This window comes from Ramlibacter tataouinensis (assembly GCF_001580455.1).
Taxonomy (GTDB): Bacteria; Pseudomonadota; Gammaproteobacteria; order Burkholderiales; family Burkholderiaceae_C; genus Ramlibacter; species Ramlibacter tataouinensis_B.
In genome coordinates, this window is the sequence record NZ_CP010951.1 from 409916 (window position 1) to 428226 (window position 18311).

An 18311-nucleotide genomic window follows, 5' to 3' on the forward strand; every position below is an offset into this window, starting at 1 on the left:
GCACTGACTCTGAATTGATGCGCCCCGCCTTGAAATCCCTCCTCGTCATCGCCACGATGGCCGCGCTTGCGGCCTTCGCCGGCACCGCCCACGCGCAAAAGCCCGGGCGCAAGAACGTCAACGCCGCTTCCCCCTACCGCGGCGAGCCCTATGCCGCGCGCGAGGAAGCGATGCAGTGGGCCGAAGACATGGCCAGCCGACGCGGCATGGACCCGGGCTGGGTGCGCGCCGCCCTCGGCCGCGCGCAGATGCTGCCCCTGGTCGCGCGGCTGATGCAGCCGGCGCCGAACGGCACGGCCAAGAACTGGCAGGCCTACCGCAGCCGTTTCGTCGAGCCGGTCCGCATCGCCGCCGGGCTGAAGTTCTGGAACGACAACGAAGCCACCCTGGCGCGCGCCGAGCGCGAATTCGGCGTGCCGCCGGAAATCGTCGTCGGCATCATCGGCGTCGAGACGCTGTACGGCCAGCACATGGGCAATTTCCGGGTGATCGACGCGCTGGCCACGCTGTCCTTCGACTTTCCCGCATCGCACCCGCGAGCCGCGGAGCGCGCCAAGTACTTCCGGGGCGAACTCGAGCAGTTCCTGGTCACGCAGCGCGTCACCAACGCCGACCCGCTGCGGCCCCTGGGAAGCTACGCCGGCGCCATGGGCATGCCGCAGTTCATGCCCAGCAGCTGGTCGCGCTGGGCCATCGATTTCGACGGCGACCTGCGCGTCGATCTGGCGGGCAGTCCCGCCGACGTGATAGGCTCCGTTGCAAACTACTTCAAAGGTTACGGCTGGCAGCCTGGCATGCCGACCCACTACCCCGTGAGTTTCAACCCCGAGACCCTGGACAAGGACGCGCTGCTGGCGCCGGACATCCTGCCCACGTTCAGCGTCGAGAGCTTCACCGCCAAGGGCGCCGTGCTCAGCGGACCGGCGCTCGAACATCCCGGCCCGCTGGCCCTGATCGAATTGCAGAACGGCGACAACCCGCCGGAGTACGTGGCCGGCACCGAGAACTTCTACGTGGTGACACGCTACAACTGGTCCAGCTACTACGCCATGGCGGTGATCGAGCTCGGCCGCGCGGTGAAGGCCGCGCGCACCGCGGAGCGCGGCTCGTGATCGATCTCGCGGCCTGGCGCGCCCTCTGGATCGAACTGGGCGCGCGCCAGCCCGACGAGGCCCTGCACCAGCGGCTGGTCGCCTGCTGGAGCGAGAAGCACCGCCGCTACCACACGCTGCAGCACCTGCTGGAGATTTTCGAGCTGTTCGTCCAGGTGCGCACCGACGCCCGGCGTCCGGCCGAGATCGGGCTCGCACTGTGGTTCCACGACGCCTTCTACGACCCGCGGCGCGAGGACAACGAGGAGCGCAGCGCCGAATGGGCGCGCGACAGCGTGCGCCAGGCCGGCCTGCCCGAGGACATCGCCCAGCGCGTGTACGAACTGGTCATGGCCACCCGCCACGAGGCGCTGCCCACCGACCCCGATGCGCAGCTGCTGGTCGACATCGACCTGGCGATCCTGGGTGCCGAACGCGCGCGCTTCGAACAATCCGACGCGCAGGTGCGCGAAGAGTTCGCCCACGTCGCCGAGCCCGAGTACCGGCGGGGGCGCAAGCAGGTGCTGCGCGGTTTCCTCGACCGGCCCCGGCTGTACAGCACCGACCGCTTTCACGCGATGCTGGAATCGCGCGCCCGGGAGAACCTGCAGCGCTCGCTGGACCGGTTGCAAGGCTGAGGCGGGATTCTCTCCTTCCCCCTCCGGGGGAAGGTTGGGATGGGGGCGGCGGGTCCCGCCATGGGATGCATCGCCCCACTACCCCCCGCAATGCACCGCCTATCTATTTCGACCGGCCATCGAACGGCGTCACCGCGATCTCCGCCAAGTCGACGTCTTCCAGCGTACGGATATTGATGGCCGCGATCGCCCGCCCCTGCGGATCCCGCCCCTCGCCATAGGGATGGATGCCACAGCTGGGGCAGAAGTGATGCGCGATCACGTGCTTGTTGAACTTGTAGACGCTGGACGCGTTTTCCGGCGTCAGCAGCGTCAGTGATTCGCGCGGCACGAACCACAGCAGCGAGCCCTTGCGCTGGCACATCGAGCAGTTGCACGAGATCACACCGCTGATCTCGCCCTCGACTTCATAGGCCACCTGGCCGCAGTGGCAGCTTCCACGGTACTTCATCGGGGTCATGATAGGCACTCCCGCCAGGCAAGTGCAACGATGAGCCATCTGGCCCTTTTCCTGGCCGGCGACGTGATGACCGGCCGCGGCATCGATCAGGTGATGCTCCAGTCCAGCCCGCCGCAGCTGCAGGAGCAATGGGTGCGCGACGCCCGCGACTACGTGGGCCTGGCCGAGCGCGCGAACGGGCCCATCCCCGCGCCGGTCGCCGCCGACTACATCTGGGGCGATGCGCTGGCGGAGCTGCGAACCGCGCGGCCCGACCTGCGCATCATCAACCTAGAGACCTCGGTCACCCGCAGCGACCAGGCCTGGCCCGGCAAAGGCATCCACTACCGCATGCACCCGGGCAATCTCGACTGCATCACCGCGGCCGGCATCGATGCCTGCGCGCTCGCCAACAACCACGTGCTGGACTGGGGCCGCGCCGGACTGCAGGAAACGCTGGAGTCGCTGCATGGCGCCGGCCTGCGCACCGCGGGCGCCGGCCCCGACCGCGCTGCCGCCTGGGCGCCCGCTGCCTTCGAGTTGCCGACGGGCGGGCGCCTGCTGCTGTTCTCGCTGGCCACACCGAGCAGCGGCGTGCCGCCGGAATGGGCGGCCACCGCCACCGCATCGGGCGTGGCCTGGCTGCCGGACCTGTCGGATCGCAGCCTGGCGCAGGTCAGCGCCGCGGTGGCGCGGCACCGGCGCAGCGGCGACCGGGTGATCGTCTCCATCCACTGGGGCGGCAACTGGGGCCTCGCGATCCCCGCGGCGCACCGCCGCTTCGCGCATCGCCTGATCGAGGAAGGTGTTTGCGACCTGGTCCACGGCCACTCCTCGCATCATCCGTTGGCGGTCGAAGTCCACAAGGGAAGGCTCATCCTCTACGGCTGCGGCGACCTGATCAACGACTACGAGGGCATAGGCGCGCACGGCGAGCTGCGCAGCGACTGGGGCTGCCTCTACTTTCCCACGCTCGATGCGCGAAGCGGCGCGCTGCTGCGCCTGATGATCGTGCCCATGGAGCTCCGGCGCTTTCGCCTCGTGCGCGCCGGGCCTTCGGCACGCGAGTGGCTGGAGCGCATGTTCAGGGAGCAAGGCAGCGCGCTGGGCAGTTCGGTCGAACGCGAGGCGGGCGGCTGGGCGCTACGTTGGCGCTAACGCATCACTTCACCGGGGCCTTCTTCAGCCTCGCGCCATAGTACTGGGCCCGGGCCTCGTCACCGACCGCACGGTACAACTGTTCCAGCTCTTCGAACACGTAGGGATCGGGTTCGCCGGCGGCGTCCCAGGCCCGCTCGAGTTCGAGCTGCAGGGCAATCGCTTCCGGGTACTTTTTCTGGACGCGCAAGGTCCAGGCAATCATCCAGTCGGCGATTCGCACATCGCGCGCGCGCCCCGCGCGCTCATAGGCCGCGCGCGACAGCCGGAACTGGCCCAGTGCCGCTTCGTACTCGCCCTGCTGGTGCAGGGCGTAGCCCAGGTTGTTGCGCAGCGGGCCTTCCCACGCCTTCGCATCCGGCTGGTCCGTCCGTTCCACCAGGGCCAGCGCCTTCCGGTTCCACGCCAGCTGGCGGTCCGGCTCGGTCTCCACGAAGGGCATCATGTGCAGCGCATCGATGGCCAGGCGGTCGAGGCGGGCGCGCTCGGCCACCTCGTAGGCACGCAGGAAATGCGCGCCTGCCGTGGCCCGGGCTTGCGGCGTCAGCAGCTCCGGCGAGTGTGCCGCCGAAGCATAGGTGCGCCCCAGCTCGAGGAAGTAGCGAACCTGCACTTCCGGCGAGGCCGCCGCTTGCTTGGCCTCGATCGGCGCCAGGATCTCCCGCGCCCGGGCGAAGTCGCGTCGCAAGCCATGCGTCCGCGCGACCTGGGTTTGCAGGATGAGCCGGTCGTCCGCAGAAGCGCCTTGCATCGCGGCGAGGAAGCGCTGCTCGCTCTGTTCGGGTTTGCCGAAGTCCCACAGCGGTTCGAGGTCGATGGCCATGGCGTATTGTGCAAACGCGGCAAGGATGAAGAGGGCAAGCGCACGCATTGCACGCCCTTCAGGAAGGCTCTCCCGTGCCCGGCCAGCGCGCCCGCAAGGCCTCCACCACCCGCTGCACCTGCTGCGCCCTCGCCTCCCTGAAGCCGCGCCGGAACAGCCGCATGCGCGGATACCAGGGCGAGTCTTCGCGGTCCAGCAGCCAGCGCCAGTCGGCATTGGGAGGCAGCATCACCCAGACTTCCTTGCCCATCGCGCCGGCGAGGTGGGCGATGGAAGTGTCGACGGTGATCACCAGATCGAGGTGGGCGATCATGGCCGCACTGTCGGTGAAGTCCTGCCAATGCGGCGTCAGGTCCAGCAGCAGCTCCGGCGACGCCGCGATGTCGGTATGCGCGCCGACGTCGGCCTTCTGCAGGCTGAAGCACTGGAGCTGCGGCAGGCCGATGACCGGCATCAGCTGCGACAGGCGCATCGCCCGGTTGTTGTTGTTCACCTGCTGCAGCGAGCCGGACCAAGCCAGGCCCACGCGCAGGCGCCCTTGCGCGTCGGGCATGCGCGCGGCCCATTCGGCCCGCTTCTGCTCCGGCGCGCGCAGGTAGGGCTGCTGCACGGGGATGTCGTCCAGCGTCGTGCCCAGGTGCATCGGCAGGTCCAGCAGGGCCACGTGATAGTCGGCTTGCAGCGTGCGCTGCGGCGTGAGGCACTGCAGGCCCTCCAGGCTGTGCTCCATCAGCGGCACGAGTTCGGGTTGCACCACGCCCACCACGGTCGCGCCCTCGGCCTGCAGCACGCGCACATAGCGCGCGAACTGGATCACGTCGCCCAGCCCCTGCTCCGCATAGATGGCGATGCGCTTGCCGCGCAGCGGCTGCAGCCCGCGCCCCTTCCATTCGAACTCGGGGTTGAAGAAATCCGGCCGCTTCATGCGCTCCTTGTCGCGCCAGCGCAGCCCGTACAGCGGCCAGCCCTCCTTCAGCCGGCCCGCGAGCAGCAGGGTGAATGCCAGGTCGATCTCGGCCAGCGAAAAGCCGGGCAGCAGCCGCAACGCACGCCGCAACTGCGCCTCGGCTTCATCCAGTCGATTGAGGTTCAGGTAGGCGGTGCCGAGGATGCGAACGGCATAGGGATGCTCGGGCGCCAGTTGCACCGCCCGCTGCGCATGCGCGAGCGCACCCTCGAAGTCCTCCACGCGCCACAGCACGCCGGAGAGGTTGACGTGCGCTTCCATCAGGTCAGGCTTTCTCGCCAGGGCCTGCCGGTAGACCATCACCGCCTTCTCGACGGCCCCGGCCTGCTCCAGGCAAAAGCCGTAATTCAGGAGCGCGGCGGGATCCTGCGGCTGCAGTTCGGCCAGACGCTGCCAGGCGCGCAGTCCCGGGACATGGGCCTTGCGGCGCAGGTAAAGCTCACCCTGCATCTGCAGCAGCGGCACCGAGTCCGGGTTGGCCGCGATGGCGCCGTGCAGCAGCGGCTCGAGTTCGCTCTCACGCTGCTGCGCCACCAGCAGGCGCCCCAGTTCCAGCCACAGTTCGGGCCGATGCGGCGCCGAGCGGCAGGCATCGCTCAGCCACGCGGCCGACGCCCAGCCATCGCCCATGCCCAGCATGGCACGCGCCAGCCCCAGCCGGGGCTCCGCCGAGGCCGGATTGGCACGCAACAGGGCGCCGAAGACCTGCACCGCTTCGTGGAAGCGTCCGCCGTCGAGCAAGGCCACGCCCTGCTCCAGCGCCTGCGCGCCGCTCAATTCAGCACCGGGATCAGGAAGTCCCGGCTGATTCGCGAGCCCAGATCATTCACGCGATCGAGGAACTGGGTGAGGAAGGCGTGCAATCCGTTGGTGAGGATCTCTTCGATGTTGCCGTACTGCAGCTCCGCGCGCAGCTTGCCGGCGCGGCGCTGCGTTTCGGCCGACTCGTCGTTGGCGACGGCCGCCAGGTTGGCCACCACCTCGTTCAAGCTGGCGTGCAGCGAACGCGGCATGTCGGCCCGCAGTATCAGCAGTTCGGCGACGCGCTCGGGCCGGATCACGTCGCGATAGACCTTGCGGTACACCTCGAAGGCCGAGACGCTGCGCAGGATCGCGCTCCAGTGGTAGAAGTCGTACTCCTGGTCCTTCTCGCTGGCGGTGCCGAAGAAGTCGCTCTGCACGGCGTGGAACTTCACGTCCACCAGCCGCGCGGTGTTGTCGGCACGCTCGAGGAAGGTGCCCAGGCGCATGAAATGCAGCGCCTCGTCCATCAGCATGGTGCCCACCGTGACGCCGCGCGAGAGGTGCGAGCGGAACTTCACCCACTCGAAGAACTGCCCGGGATCGCGCTCGAACTCGCCCTCGCGGATCATGCGGTTCACTTCGAGCCAGGTCTGGTTCTGCGTTTCCCAGGCCTCGGTGGTGAGCGAGCCGCGCACGGCCCGCGCGTTCTCGCGCGCGGCCTTCAGGCACGACAGGATCGAGGACGCATTGCTCTCGTCCTTGACCATGAATTCCATCACCTGCCGCGGCCTGATTTCGCCGTGCTTGGCGCTGTAGGCCGGCATCAGCTCGCTGATCGACAGCATGCCCTGCCAGCCCAGTTGCGCCACGGCCGCCGATTGCGGCAGCAGCGAGGTCTGGTAATTCACATCGAGCATGCGCGCGGTATTTTCGGCCCGCTCCGTGTACCTGGACATCCAGAAGAGGTGATCGGCGGTTCGTGACAGCATCTAGCGCTCCTGGCGGGCCAAAAACCCCGCCACAATCGCTTCGCGATTGCCGGTGTTTTGGTGAGCACATGACAAGCGCTTCGCGCACTTGTCAGTGCTCCCCGCGAATGCCTTCGGCATGTCGCCCGCCCGCTCCGTGTAGCGCGACATCCAGAACAGGTGGTCGGCGGTGCGTGACAGCATCTCAGACCTCCAGGATCCAGGTGTCCTTGGTGCCGCCGCCCTGCGACGAGTTCACCACCAGCGAGCCCTCCTTGAGCGCCACGCGCGTGAGGCCGCCCGGCACCATCTGCACCTCCTTGCCCGAAAGCACGAAGGGCCGCAGGTCGATGTGGCGCGGCGCGATGCCGCTCTCGACGAAGGTGGGGCAGCTCGACAGTGAGAGCGTGGGCTGGGCGATGTAGCCCTCGGGGCGGGCCTCCAGCGCCCTGCGGAACTCTTCGATCTCCTGCTGGCTGGCGGCGGGGCCGACAAGCATGCCGTAGCCGCCGGCGCCGTGCACTTCCTTGACCACCAGATCCTTCAGGTTGGACAGCACGTATTTCAGCGACTGCGGATCGCGGCACATGTGCGTTGGCACGTTCTTCAGGATCGGCTTCTCGCCCAGGTAGAACTCGATCATCTTGGGCACGTAGGGGTAGATCGACTTGTCGTCCGCCACGCCGGCGCCGACGGCATTGCAGATGGTCACGTTGCCCGAGCGGTACGCATCCAGCAGCCCGTGGCAGCCCAGCGTCGAGGTCGGGCGGAACACCGACGGGTCGAGGTAGTCGTCGTCGATGCGGCGGTAGATCACATCCACCCGGCGCGGGCCGCGCGTGGTGCGCATGTACACGAAGCGGTCCTTGACGAACAGGTCCTGCCCTTCCACCAGTTCCACGCCCATCTGCTGCGCCAGGAAGGCATGCTCGAAGTAGGCGCTGTTGTACATGCCGGGGGTGAGCACCACCACCGTGGGATCGGACGCGCCGGGCTGCGCGCAGGCGCGCAGGGTTTCCAGCAGCAGGTCCGGGTAGTGCATCACCGGCGCCACCTGGTGGGTGCTGAAGAGGTCGGGGAAGAGCCGCATCATCATCTTGCGGTCTTCCAGCATGTAGCTCACCCCGCTGGGCACCCGCAGGTTGTCTTCCAGCACGTAGTACTCGCCCTCGCCCTGCTCATTGGGCGCGCGCACGATGTCGACCCCGGCGATGTGCGAGTACACGCGATGCGGCGTATAGACGCCCTGCATCTCCTTGCGGTACTGCGCGTTGTTCAGCACCTGCTCGGCCGGGATCACGCCGGCCCTCAGGATCTCCTGCTCGTGGTAGACGTCGTGCAGGAAGCGGTTCAGTGCCGTGACGCGCTGCACCAGGCCGCGCTCCATGCTGGCCCATTCGGCCGCGGGAATGATGCGCGGGATCAGGTCGAAGGGGATCAGGCGCTCGGTGCCCGCGCCGTCCTCGTCCTTGGCGCCATACACGGCGAAGGTGATGCCGACGCGGCGGAAGATCATCTCGGCTTCGGCGCGCCGCGACTGCATCACGCCCGGCGGCTGCTGTCCCAGCCAGTCGGCGTAGGCCCGGTAGTGGTCGCGCACGCCCTGCAGCTGGACCTGCGACGGGTCCGGTCCACCCTGGACCTGGCTTTGGAACTGCAGCGGGCCGCCTGCGGGCACGCGCGAGAGCATCTCGTCGAATTTGTGCATGGAGGGCTGGTGTCCTGTCCATGAAGGATAGCAATTTCCGCGCCCTTCAAAGGGGTCCGGAGCCCGCCATGTCGCAGGAAGCCTGCCGATCAAGGGACCGGGTGGCGCCAATACCTCGGCCGCAGTTCGCGCTCGCAGGTGACCTGCCCGGGCTGCCAGGATCGCCAGCCGGCCGCGCCGCAGTGCGGCGAGTCGATCACCGCGATGCCGCGTTCCCGCAGGCGTTCCAGGACCACGGGCGCCGGATGGCCGAAGCGATTGCGCCAGCCGGCCTGCACCAGCGCGAGCGAAGGATGCACCGCGTCCAGGAAATCCGCGCTGGACGAGGTCTTGCTCCCATGGTGCGGCACCAGCAGCAGGTCGGCCGACAGCGGCGCGCCGCTGGCCACGAGCTGGGCCTCCTGCCGCGCCTCCACATCGCCGGGCAGCAGCGCGCTGCGCTGCCCATTGGAGACGCGCAGCACGCAGCTGAGGGCATTGGGCCGGGCCGCCGCGCCGTAGTCGGCGGCCGCGGGATGCAGGAGTTCGAAGTCCACAGCGTCCCAGCGCCAGCGTTGGCCCCCGGTGCAGCGCGTCGAAGCGGGCCATGCCAGCAAGGGATGGCCGTCTTCCAGCGAGCTCACCAGGGCCGCCTGCGGCTGCATGGACAGCACCGCCGCCGCCCCGCCGGTGTGGTCTGTGTCGCGGTGGCTGAGCATCAGGATGTCCACCCGCTCGTCGAAGGCACGCAGCAGCGGCACCAGGACGCGGTGTCCGGCGTCGCTGTCCGGGCCCCAGCGCGGTCCCGCGTCGTAGACCAGCGTGTGACCGGCGGTGCGCACGATGACGGCATTGCCCTGCCCGACATCGGCGGCGAGGAGTTCGAACTCGCCGGCGGGCGGGCGGACGCCCTGCCACAGCAGCACCGGCAGCAGCAGGGGCACGCCAAGCAAGCGCGCATGCCAGGGCAGGCGCATCGCCAGTAGCAGTCCACCGGTCACGCCTGCGACGCCGGCCCACAGCGGCGCCGCGGGCAACGAAACCGTCGCGAATGGCAGCGAGGCCAGCCACTCCAGCCAGACCTGCAAGCCCTGGAGGGCAGCTGCCGCGAGCGCCCACAAGCCATTGAAGGCCACGCCGGCGAGCGCCAGCGGCGTGACCACCAGCGTCACCCAGGGAATGGCCAGCGCATTCGCCGGCAAGCCCACCACCGAGACCTGGCCGAACAGCAGCAGCGCCATCGGCGTCAGCGCGAGGGTCACCACCCACTGTTCGTGCAGGGCCGCGCGCAGGCGGTCGACGGCCTGTCGCAGCCGGCTGCGGGCGGGCGGCGCCTGCGCGCCCGGGTCCGCGGCGAACAACACGCCCACGGCGACAAAGCTCAACCAGAAGCCGGCCTGCAGCATCGCCCAGGGGTCGAGCGCCAGCACCAACGCGCACGCCATCAGCCAGACCTGCGGCCAAGGCCAGCGCCGGCCGGCCAGGCGCAGCGCGCTCACCGCGGCGAGCATCCAGATCGTGCGCTGCGCCGGCACGCCCCAGCCGCTGAAAAGTGCGTAGGCCCAGGCGATGCCCAGCCCGCCCAGCAGCGCCGCATGCTGCGCCGGCACGGCCAGGCACAGGCGCTGGCCGCGCCGCCACAGCGCGCCCACCGCCAGCGCGGCCGCCCACGCGAACATGGTGATGTGCAGGCCCGAGATGCTCATCAAGTGCGCGACGCCGGTCGCGCGGAAGATGTCCCAGTCCGCGCGCTCGATGGCGTTCTGGTCGCCCACGATCAGCGCCGCCAGGATGCCGGCGGTCTTGCGGTCCGCGACCTGCCGCAAGACCGCGTCGCGCACCGACTGCCGCGCCAGTTCCACCGGGTGCCGCCAAGTCTGCGCCAGGCGCTGCGGCGCTGCATTGCGCGGTCCGGCGCGCACGTAGCCCGTGGCCTGCATGCCCTGCTCCCACAGCCACAGTTCGTAGTCGAAGCCGTGCGGGTTCTGATGCCCGTGCGGTGCCTTCAGCCGCACCTGCAGGCGCCAGCGCTCGCCGGCGCGCAGGTCCGGCGGGGCCGCGCCGGCGTCGGCCGGGCCCGCGTACCAGCCCAGATAAAGCTGCGGCGGCAAGCGCACCGCTTCGCGCTCGAGCGTTGCCGACTCCACCTCGAAGCGAAAGCGCACCCCGGTGTCGCCGCGTTGCGGCATCGCGGCGACGACGCCGGTGACCGTCAGCTCGCGCCCTTCCAGTTCGGCTGCCAGTCCGCGGGCCTGGATATCCAGCGCGCGGGCGCCGCACAGGCTGAAGGCGAGCGCCGCGACGCCCGCGAACAGGGCTGCGCCTGCCAAAGGGCGGCTGTGCACCAGTGCGATGCTGCACGCCATCAGCAGGCCCAGCGCGGCCACGGCCGCATACAGCAGGCCGTCATCCAGGGCGGGCTGCTGCAGCTGCAAGGCCGTGCCGGCGACGAATCCCGCCAGGGCCGGCGTCAACAGGGCTGCGGCGGGCGTGTGCGTTCGCATGCACACCGCTCAACGCTGTCGCGTCTGCGGCTGAGGACAGAACGGGAGGAATTTGCGAAATCCTTCGCAAGATCGAAACAAAAACCTGGGCGGTGATATCCACCGCCGCTGTGGATAACCCTGTTGGTTTGTCCCGGCTGCCGTTGGCAAATGCAGCATTCATGCGGGCTGCACTGCCGTGCCTGCGAAACGGGCAGCCCCGTGCCGCGGGTTACGAGTAGTACTTGACAGCCCTGTGACGCCCTGCTTGCCGTTCATCGATTCAACTGGGCCACCAGGAAATCCACCACGCGCTCGAACGGGTCGAAGCCGAACGACTCCGCCACCGAGGGTCGCAGGTTCGAGTTGGCGTTGATGTCGTAGAACACGCGCCGACCATGGGGCGCCTCGAGGTATTCGATGCCGCCGACGTCGAGGCGGGCCGCGCGCACGATGCGCAGCGCCGTCTCCACGGCTTCGCGCGGCACCTCATGGAAGGGAAGGAACTCCACCGGGGGCGCGTCCTGCTGCGGCTCGGGGATCTCGCATGCGGCCTCGCCAACGTCCGGGTTGCACACCGGCGAGGGGCAGAGGTTGAAGCGGCCATGAGTCCTGACGCGCATCGCATACAGCAACTTGCCGCCGAGGAATTCCAGGCGCACGATGCCCTGATCGGGGTCGTGCGGCAGGTACTCCTGCAGCAGGAACAGGTTGTCCGGCAGCCAGATGCCCGGGTCCTGGCGAAAGACCGCTTCCACCGCCTCGATCGACTCGACCACCTGGATGCGGGCCCCGCTGCCACCCTGGTCCGGCTTGAGCACGGCGGGCCAGGCGATCCCGCCGGCATGGCGCCGCAGCGCGGCGGGATCGTTGAAGGTGAGCGAGCGCGGCGTGTCTATGCCCAGCGAATGCAGCAGCGCCGCCTGGGCACTCTTGCTCAACTCGAGCGCGAACACGTCGGCGCCGTTCAGCACGCGCGCGCCGAGGCGCTCCAGCGTGCGCATGTAAGCCAGCGCGAGCGGCACGGCCCGCGTGTTGCCGCGAAGGTAGGCGCTCGGGCTGGCCTGGTTGAAATACAGCTTCGCCGCGGGTGGATCGGTGTTGGTGAACGCCGCATGCGTGACGTGGAACGGGGCGAAGTCGACGCCGCGCTTCTCCAGCGCAGCGAAAAGCGGCTTCTGCCACTCCGGGTGCTCATGCAGGACAACCAGCTCGGGAGAGCGCATCCGGTCAATGTACGACCGACGGCGACGCCCGGTGCCCCGACCGGTGCACCGGTCAGCGCGCGGCTTGCTCTGCCGCGAGCGGTTTCGGCGTGGGACGGTCCGCCAGGTCCACCCAGCCGCCGGCCAGCGCCTTGTACAGCGCGATGTGCTGCAGCAGCACGTCGGCCTGGGTCTGCGAGAGATCCAGCTGGGCGTTGAAGAGGCTGCGGTCCGCATCCAGCACTTCCAGGTAGCTGGTGTAGCCGCCCTCATAGCGCTTGCGCGACTGGATCGAATAGCGCTGCAGCGCCTGCACCTGCCGCAGCTGGGTATCGCGTGCCTGCACGGTCTTCTCCACCCCGACCAGCGCGTCCTCGGTCTCGCGGAACGCCACCTGCACGGCCCGGCGGTACTGCGCGACCGCCTCACGCGTGGCGGCTTCGGCGGACTGGACCTGGCCCGAGATGGCGCCGCCGGTGAAGATCGGCATGGTCGCGGCCGCGCCATAGCTCCAGGCCTGCGACGCCGACGACAGCCCGGACAGCGACGTGCTCGCCACGCCCAGCGCGCCGGTGAGTGAAATGCTGGGGAAGTAAAGCGCCCGCGCCGCGCCGATGCCGGCGTTCGCCGACACCAGCGCCTGTTCGGCCTCGCGCACATCGGGCCGGCGCTCCAGCACGCTGGACGGCAGGCCGGCCGGCACGGCCGGCAGCGCGAGCTGGTCGATCGGCTTGCCGCGCGCGATGGGCCCCGGGTTGCGGCCCACCAGGACCGAGAGAGCGTTCTCCTCTTGCGCGATCGACTGCTGCAGCGTGGGTACCGTGCGCTGCGCGGCAGCCAGTTCCGAGCGCGCCTGCTGCACTTCGACCTCGGAGACGACGCCGCCCCGGAAGCGCCGCTCGAAGACGCGCAGCGCGTCCTCGCGGATCCCGACCGTGTCACGCGCTACTTCGAGCTGCCGGTCCAGGTCACGCAGCCGCACATAGCTGGCGGCCACCGATGACACCACCGACAGCACCACGCCGCGCCGGAACTCCTCGCTGCCGCGCAGGGCCGCGAGTGCAGCCTCGCTCTGCCGTCGCACCCGCCCGAACAGGTCGATCTCCCAGCTCGCGAGCAGGCTGCCGGTCACCGAATTGAAAGGGTTGTCCGCCGGCACCACGGTGCCCGAACGGTCACTCAAGCGCTGTCGGGTGCCGCCCAGCTGGGCCGACACCTGCGGGTACAAGCCCGAACGCGTCACGGTCAGCAGTCCGTTGAATCGATCCACGCGCGCGGCCGCGGCTTCGAGGTCGTAGTTGGCCGCGAGCGCCTCCGCGACCAGCGCGTCGAGCGCCGGGTCGTTGAAGCCCTGCCACCAGGCGCTTTCCGCGGCGCCGGCCACCCCAGGCGTCGTCTCGGCGAACCGGTATTTCTCCGGCACGGCCAGCGAGGGGCGCTGGTAGTTCGGACCCAGCGTGCAGCCGGCCACCAGCAGGCCCACGGCCGCGAAGGCCGCGAAGGCCGCGATGCGTGTCTTAGAAGCCATCGTCGACTTTCGCGGCAGGCGTGCCTTCGGGCAGCACCGACCCGTGGGGCGGCGCGGGCGGCTCCTTCGGATGGGGCGCCTTCTTGCCGGCGAAGCGATCGCTGAGCACGATCAGGCCCCAATAGAACATCGGAATGACAAAGATCGCGATCACCGTCGCGCCCAGCATGCCGCCGATGACGCCAGTCCCCAGCGAATGGCGGCTCGCCGAGGACGCGCCGCTCGCGATCGCCAGCGGGACGCACCCCAGGATGAAGGCCAGCGAGGTCATGATGATCGGCCGCAGGCGCAGCTTCGCCGCTTCGAGCGCCGCATCGAGCGCGCTCATCTTCTCCTTGTGCTGCAGCTCAACGGCAAACTCGAAGATCAGGATCGCGTTCTTGGCCGCCAGAGCAATAAGCACCGTGAGGCCGATCTGGAAGTACACATCGTTCTCCGTGCCCCGCATCCAGATCGCGAGGATGGCGCCGAACAGCGCGAACGGGACCGCCAACAGCACGCCAATGGGCAGCGTCCATTTCTCGTACTGCGCGGCCAGGATCAGGAACACCATCACGAGGGCGAATGCGAACACCAGTCCCGCGGTGGAGCCTGCCGTGCGTTCCTCGAACGCCTGCCCCGACCACGCGAACGAAAAGCCCTGGGGCAAGTCACGCGCCAGTTCTTCCATGACCGCCAGCGCCTGGCCGGAGCTGTAGCCTGGGGCTGGGCCGCCCGTGATCTTGGCGGCCTGGAAGTTGTTGAACCGGGTGACGATGTCCGCGCCCGTCACGTAGCGGGTCGAGCACATCGCCTTCAGCGGGACCATGTCGCCGGCCTTGTTGCGCACGAACATGTTCTGCAGGTCTTCCGGCCGCATCCGGAAGTCGGGCTCGGCCTGCAGGATCACCTGGAACAGGCGGCTGCTCTTGGGGAACTGGCTGACATACAGCGAGCCGAACAGCGTCTGCAGGGTCGAATACACCTCCTGGACCGGCACACCGAGGCTTTCGGCTTTCTCGCGATCGACGTCCACCAGCATTTGGCGCCCGCGCGAGTTGATCGTCGAGCTCACGCCCGCGAGTTCCGGCCGTTGCCGCGCCTTCGCGATCAAGTCGCGCGCCACCCCTTCTATCTGCTGGTAGCTGGCGTCACCCTCGCTTTGCACCCAGAACTCGAAGCCGCCCGTCGTGCCCAGTCCCGGGATCGACGGCGGATTCAGCGGCACCACCACGGCCTCGCGGATGCCTGCGAATTCTTCGGACGCCCGCCGGATCAGGGCGTCGGCCTGGAGTTCGGCGTCCTTGCGCTCGGCAAAGCCCGCCAGCGAGACGAACAGCACGCCCGCATTGGTCTTGTTCTGCGAATCGATGAGGCTGAAACCCGGCGCGGTCGCCACGGCAACGACCCCTGGTTGCTTTGAATACCACTGTTGCACACGATCGGTGATGACCTCGGTGCGGTCCAGGCTCGCCGCATCCGGCATGATGACCGCGGTGTAGATGTAGCCCTGGTCCTCCACCGGCAGGAACGACGACGGCACGCGGCTGAACAGGCCCAGCGTCACGGCCGTCATTGCGACGATCAGCGCGATCGCCAGGAAGGCGCGCCGGATGGCCCACTTCACGCCCGCCGTGTAGCCCGAGGTGAGACGATCGAACTGGCGGTTGAACCAGCCGAAGAAGCCCTTGCGCGGACCAGGCGCATGGGGCTTGAGCAGGATGGCCGACAGCGCGGGCGCCAGGGTCAGGGCCACCACGCCCGACAGCACCACCGACACCGCGATCGTGATCGCAAACTGCTTGTACAACTGGCCGGTGATACCCGAGAGGAAGGCCACGGGGATGAACACCGCGCACAGCACCAGCACGATCGCGATCACCGGCCCGGTCACTTCGTCCATCGCTTTCTTGGCGGCCTCGCGCGGCGGCAGGTGGAATTCGGACATGTTGCGCTCGACGTTCTCCACCACCACGATCGCGTCGTCCACCACGATGCCGATCGCCAGCACCATGCCGAACAGGGTCAGCATGTTCACCGAGAACCCCATGGCCGACATGCCGATGAAGGCGCCGATGATGGACACCGGCACCGCCAGGATGGGAACCAGCGTGGCGCGGAAGCTCTGGAGGAACAGGTACACCACCAGAACGACCAGAATCACCGCCTCGATGAATGTGTGAACCACCTCGTTGATCGATTCCTTCACGAACTCCGTGGTGTCCAGCGAGATGTTGTATTCCAGCCCGTTGGGAAAGGCAGGGCGCAAGCGTTCCAGCGTGGCCCGCACATCCTTGGCCACTTGCAGCGCATTGGCACCGGGCTGCTGGTAAATGGCGATCAGCGTGGCCGTCTTGCCGTTGAACTTGCCCCGGATCGAATAGTCCTTGGAACCGAGCTCGGCGCGGCCGACATCCTTGACCCGCACGATCGCCCCGGTACCGGACTCAGCCCGCAGGATGATGTTGTCGAACTGCTCGGTCTCGATCATGCGGCCCGAGGTCGCCACCGGAATGGTCTGCTGCACCGGACGTGCGGTGGGCGACGCGCCCAGCCGGCCGGCGGCGAATTGCTGGTTCTGCTGCGCGACGGCATTCTGAATGTCGGTCGCGGTCAGTTTCAGGCTCGCCATGCGGTCCGGCCGCAGCCAGATGCGCATGGCGTAGTCGGGGTAGCCCAGGATCGCTGCCTGGTTCGCGCCAGGAATACGCTTGATCGCGTCCAGCACATTGATATTGGCGTAGTTCGCCACATACGTGGTGCCTAGGCTGTCGTCCGGCGAGAAGATCGCGATGATCATCATGAAGGCCGACGACTTCTTCTGCACCGACACGCCCTGCGCGCTCACGGCGGAAGGCAGCTGGGGCAGCGCCAGGTTCACCCGGTTCTGCACGTCCACCTGCGCCAGCTCGGGGTCGGTACCGATCTCGAAGAAGATCGACAGCGACATGTTCCCGGTCGAACTCGAGGTGGAGTTCATGTACATCATCCGGTCCGCGCCGTTGACCTGCTGCTCGATGGGTGCGGCCACGTTCTGTGACACCACCTCGGCACTCGCGCCCGGGTAGGTGGCAGTTACCTGGATCTGCGGCGGCGTGATCTCGGGGAACTGCGCGATCGGCAGGTTCAGCATCGCCACCGTGCCGGCGATGACCAGGATGATCGAGATGACCGACGCGAAGATCGGCCGGTCGATGAAGAAGTGGGCAAATTTCATTGCTTGGTTCCGCTCGCGCCCGCCGCGGCGGCAGCCGCGCTGGCCGGCGCGCTCGCGGGCGACGCCGCTGCCGGGGTTTCCTTCACAGCCACGCCGGGCGCCAGCTTCAGGAAGCCGCCGACGATGACGTGCTCACCATCCTTCAGGCCGGAATCGACCAGCCAGTTGTCGCCCATCCAGACTCCGGCCTCGACGGTGCGCTGCGCCGCCTTGCCGTCGGGACCGACGATCCACACGTAGGTGCCGCGCGGCCCCTCCTGCATCGCCACCTGCGGCACGATGATCGCGTTCAATCGCGAGAAGCCCCGCACCTTGACGCGCACGAATTGCCCCGGCCGCAATGTCCCTTGCGGGTTGGGCAATTCGGCCCGTATCAGGAAGGTGCCGGTCGTTTCGCTGAAGGCGGCATCGGCAAAGGTGATGCGGCCGGCCGTGGGAAAGGTGCTGCCGTCGGCCAGCACCACGTCCACCATGTACTTGTCGTCCTGGCTTGGTTTGAGCCGTCCCTTGGACAGGTCGGAGCGCAGCCGCAGCGTCTCGTTCTCGGACACGCTGAAGTTCACGCGCATCGGATCGAGCTTGGCGACATAGGTCAGCAGGCTGTTCTGCGCGTTCACGTAGGCACCGTCCTGCACCTTGGCGAAGGACGACAGGCCCGCCACCGGCGCCGTGATCGTCGTATAGCCGAGATTGAGCTTGGCGTTGATCACCTTGGCTTGCGCGGACTCCACCGCGGCGGCGGCGGCCTGCTCCTGGCCCTGCGCGTCATCGAGTTCCTTCTTGGCCAGCGCATCCTCCTGCACCAGCGGCCGCACACGGTTGAGATTGGCACGCGCGGTGGTCAGGCGTGCCTTCTGCTGGGCCAGTTCGCCTTCGGCCGCCTGGAGCGCGGCCTGGAACGGCTTCTTGTCCATCACGAACATCACCTGCCCGGGCTTGACCGGCGTGCCTTCTGTGTACATGCGCTTTTCCAGGAAGCCTTCGACCCGGGCCCGGATCTCCACCTGCTGCGAGCTCTCGGTCTGGCCGACGAACTCGTAGAGGTAGGGCACCTCGCGCGATTGCACGGTGACGGTCGTCACCTCAGCGACCATCGGCCCCGCGGCCGGCGCCTTCTTGCCGCCTCCGCAGCCGCCGGCCAGCGCGATGGGCACGAGCGCTGCGACACACATGAGCTGCCGATATGACATCGTCGTTTCCTCCTGAGCTGCCGGCACGGCCATGCCGCTGCATGGACGCAGGTCAGCACAGTCTTTGGTCCGAACCCGCGCACGTCAATTAGGGTGAGGGGCAGTGTTCCCGGCATGGGGTCCTGCACGGACCTGCATTTCCCCTTTCCCGCATTTCCCGCTGGATGGCCTTGACGTACGCTGAACGCGCAGGC

14 protein-coding genes are annotated in these 18311 nt (G+C 68.4%); 3 read left to right on the forward strand and 11 right to left on the reverse strand.

Annotated features, from left to right (window positions below):
* Positions 1-17 precede the first annotated feature (17 nt).
* The gene (gene mltB / locus UC35_RS01975; RefSeq protein ID WP_061495681.1) at positions 18-1112 is read left to right on the forward strand and encodes a lytic murein transglycosylase B; all 1095 of its coding nucleotides are present in this window, start codon (positions 18-20) and stop codon (positions 1110-1112) included.
* Positions 1109-1729, forward strand: coding sequence for a hypothetical protein (locus tag UC35_RS01980; protein WP_061495683.1), 621 nt, complete (start codon positions 1109-1111; stop codon positions 1727-1729). Before mltB ends, UC35_RS01980 begins: the two co-directional genes overlap by 4 nt.
* Positions 1730-1832: 103 nt before the next feature.
* On the opposite strand, the gene UC35_RS01985 is transcribed toward UC35_RS01980, so the two are convergent.
* On the reverse strand, positions 1833-2180 hold the full coding sequence (locus UC35_RS01985; RefSeq protein WP_061495685.1) for a GFA family protein: 348 nt from the start codon (positions 2178-2180) through the stop codon (positions 1833-1835).
* A gap of 39 nt (positions 2181-2219) precedes the next feature.
* On the opposite strand from UC35_RS01985, the gene UC35_RS01990 reads away from it, so the two are divergent.
* On the forward strand, positions 2220-3326 hold the full coding sequence (locus UC35_RS01990) for a CapA family protein (protein ID WP_061495687.1): 1107 nt from the start codon (positions 2220-2222) through the stop codon (positions 3324-3326).
* A gap of 4 nt (positions 3327-3330) precedes the next feature.
* Here the strand turns inward: UC35_RS01990 and UC35_RS01995 are convergent, their stop codons facing one another.
* From UC35_RS01995 to UC35_RS02040, 10 genes are all read right to left on the reverse strand, one after another.
* A complete protein-coding gene (locus tag UC35_RS01995) occupies positions 3331-4149 on the reverse strand; it encodes a tetratricopeptide repeat protein (RefSeq protein ID WP_145979307.1) in 819 nt (272 codons plus the stop codon).
* 58 nt (positions 4150-4207) lie between these two features.
* A complete protein-coding gene (locus tag UC35_RS02000) occupies positions 4208-5893 on the reverse strand; it encodes a tetratricopeptide repeat protein (RefSeq protein ID WP_061495690.1) in 1686 nt (561 codons plus the stop codon).
* The gene (locus UC35_RS02005) at positions 5890-6849 is read right to left on the reverse strand and encodes an alpha-E domain-containing protein (protein ID WP_061495692.1); all 960 of its coding nucleotides are present in this window, start codon (positions 6847-6849) and stop codon (positions 5890-5892) included. The genes UC35_RS02000 and UC35_RS02005 overlap by 4 nt, the downstream gene beginning before the upstream one ends.
* Positions 6850-7032 carry an alpha-E domain-containing protein gene (locus tag UC35_RS02010; protein WP_061495694.1) on the reverse strand — a complete coding sequence of 61 codons (183 nt, stop codon included), beginning with the start codon at positions 7030-7032 and terminating at the stop codon, positions 6850-6852.
* Between the two features lies 1 nt (position 7033).
* On the reverse strand, positions 7034-8536 hold the full coding sequence (locus UC35_RS02015) for a circularly permuted type 2 ATP-grasp protein (protein ID WP_082792541.1): 1503 nt from the start codon (positions 8534-8536) through the stop codon (positions 7034-7036).
* 89 nt (positions 8537-8625) lie between these two features.
* A complete protein-coding gene (locus tag UC35_RS02020; protein WP_061495696.1) occupies positions 8626-11019 on the reverse strand; it encodes a DNA internalization-related competence protein ComEC/Rec2 in 2394 nt (797 codons plus the stop codon).
* Between the two features lie 254 nt (positions 11020-11273).
* Positions 11274-12224 (reverse strand): ATP-grasp domain-containing protein, encoded by a 951-nt coding sequence (locus tag UC35_RS02025; protein WP_061495698.1) that lies wholly within the window; start codon positions 12222-12224, stop codon positions 11274-11276.
* A gap of 52 nt (positions 12225-12276) precedes the next feature.
* Positions 12277-13731: an efflux transporter outer membrane subunit gene (locus UC35_RS02030; RefSeq protein WP_061495700.1), complete on the reverse strand. Its 1455-nt coding sequence runs from the start codon at positions 13729-13731 to the stop codon at positions 12277-12279.
* Positions 13721-16927 carry an efflux RND transporter permease subunit gene (locus UC35_RS02035; protein ID WP_082792543.1) on the reverse strand — a complete coding sequence of 1069 codons (3207 nt, stop codon included), beginning with the start codon at positions 16925-16927 and terminating at the stop codon, positions 13721-13723. Before UC35_RS02035 ends, UC35_RS02030 begins: the two co-directional genes overlap by 11 nt.
* A complete protein-coding gene (locus UC35_RS02040; protein ID WP_061495702.1) occupies positions 16924-18117 on the reverse strand; it encodes an efflux RND transporter periplasmic adaptor subunit in 1194 nt (397 codons plus the stop codon). The genes UC35_RS02035 and UC35_RS02040 overlap by 4 nt, the downstream gene beginning before the upstream one ends.
* Positions 18118-18311: the final 194 nt, after the last annotated feature.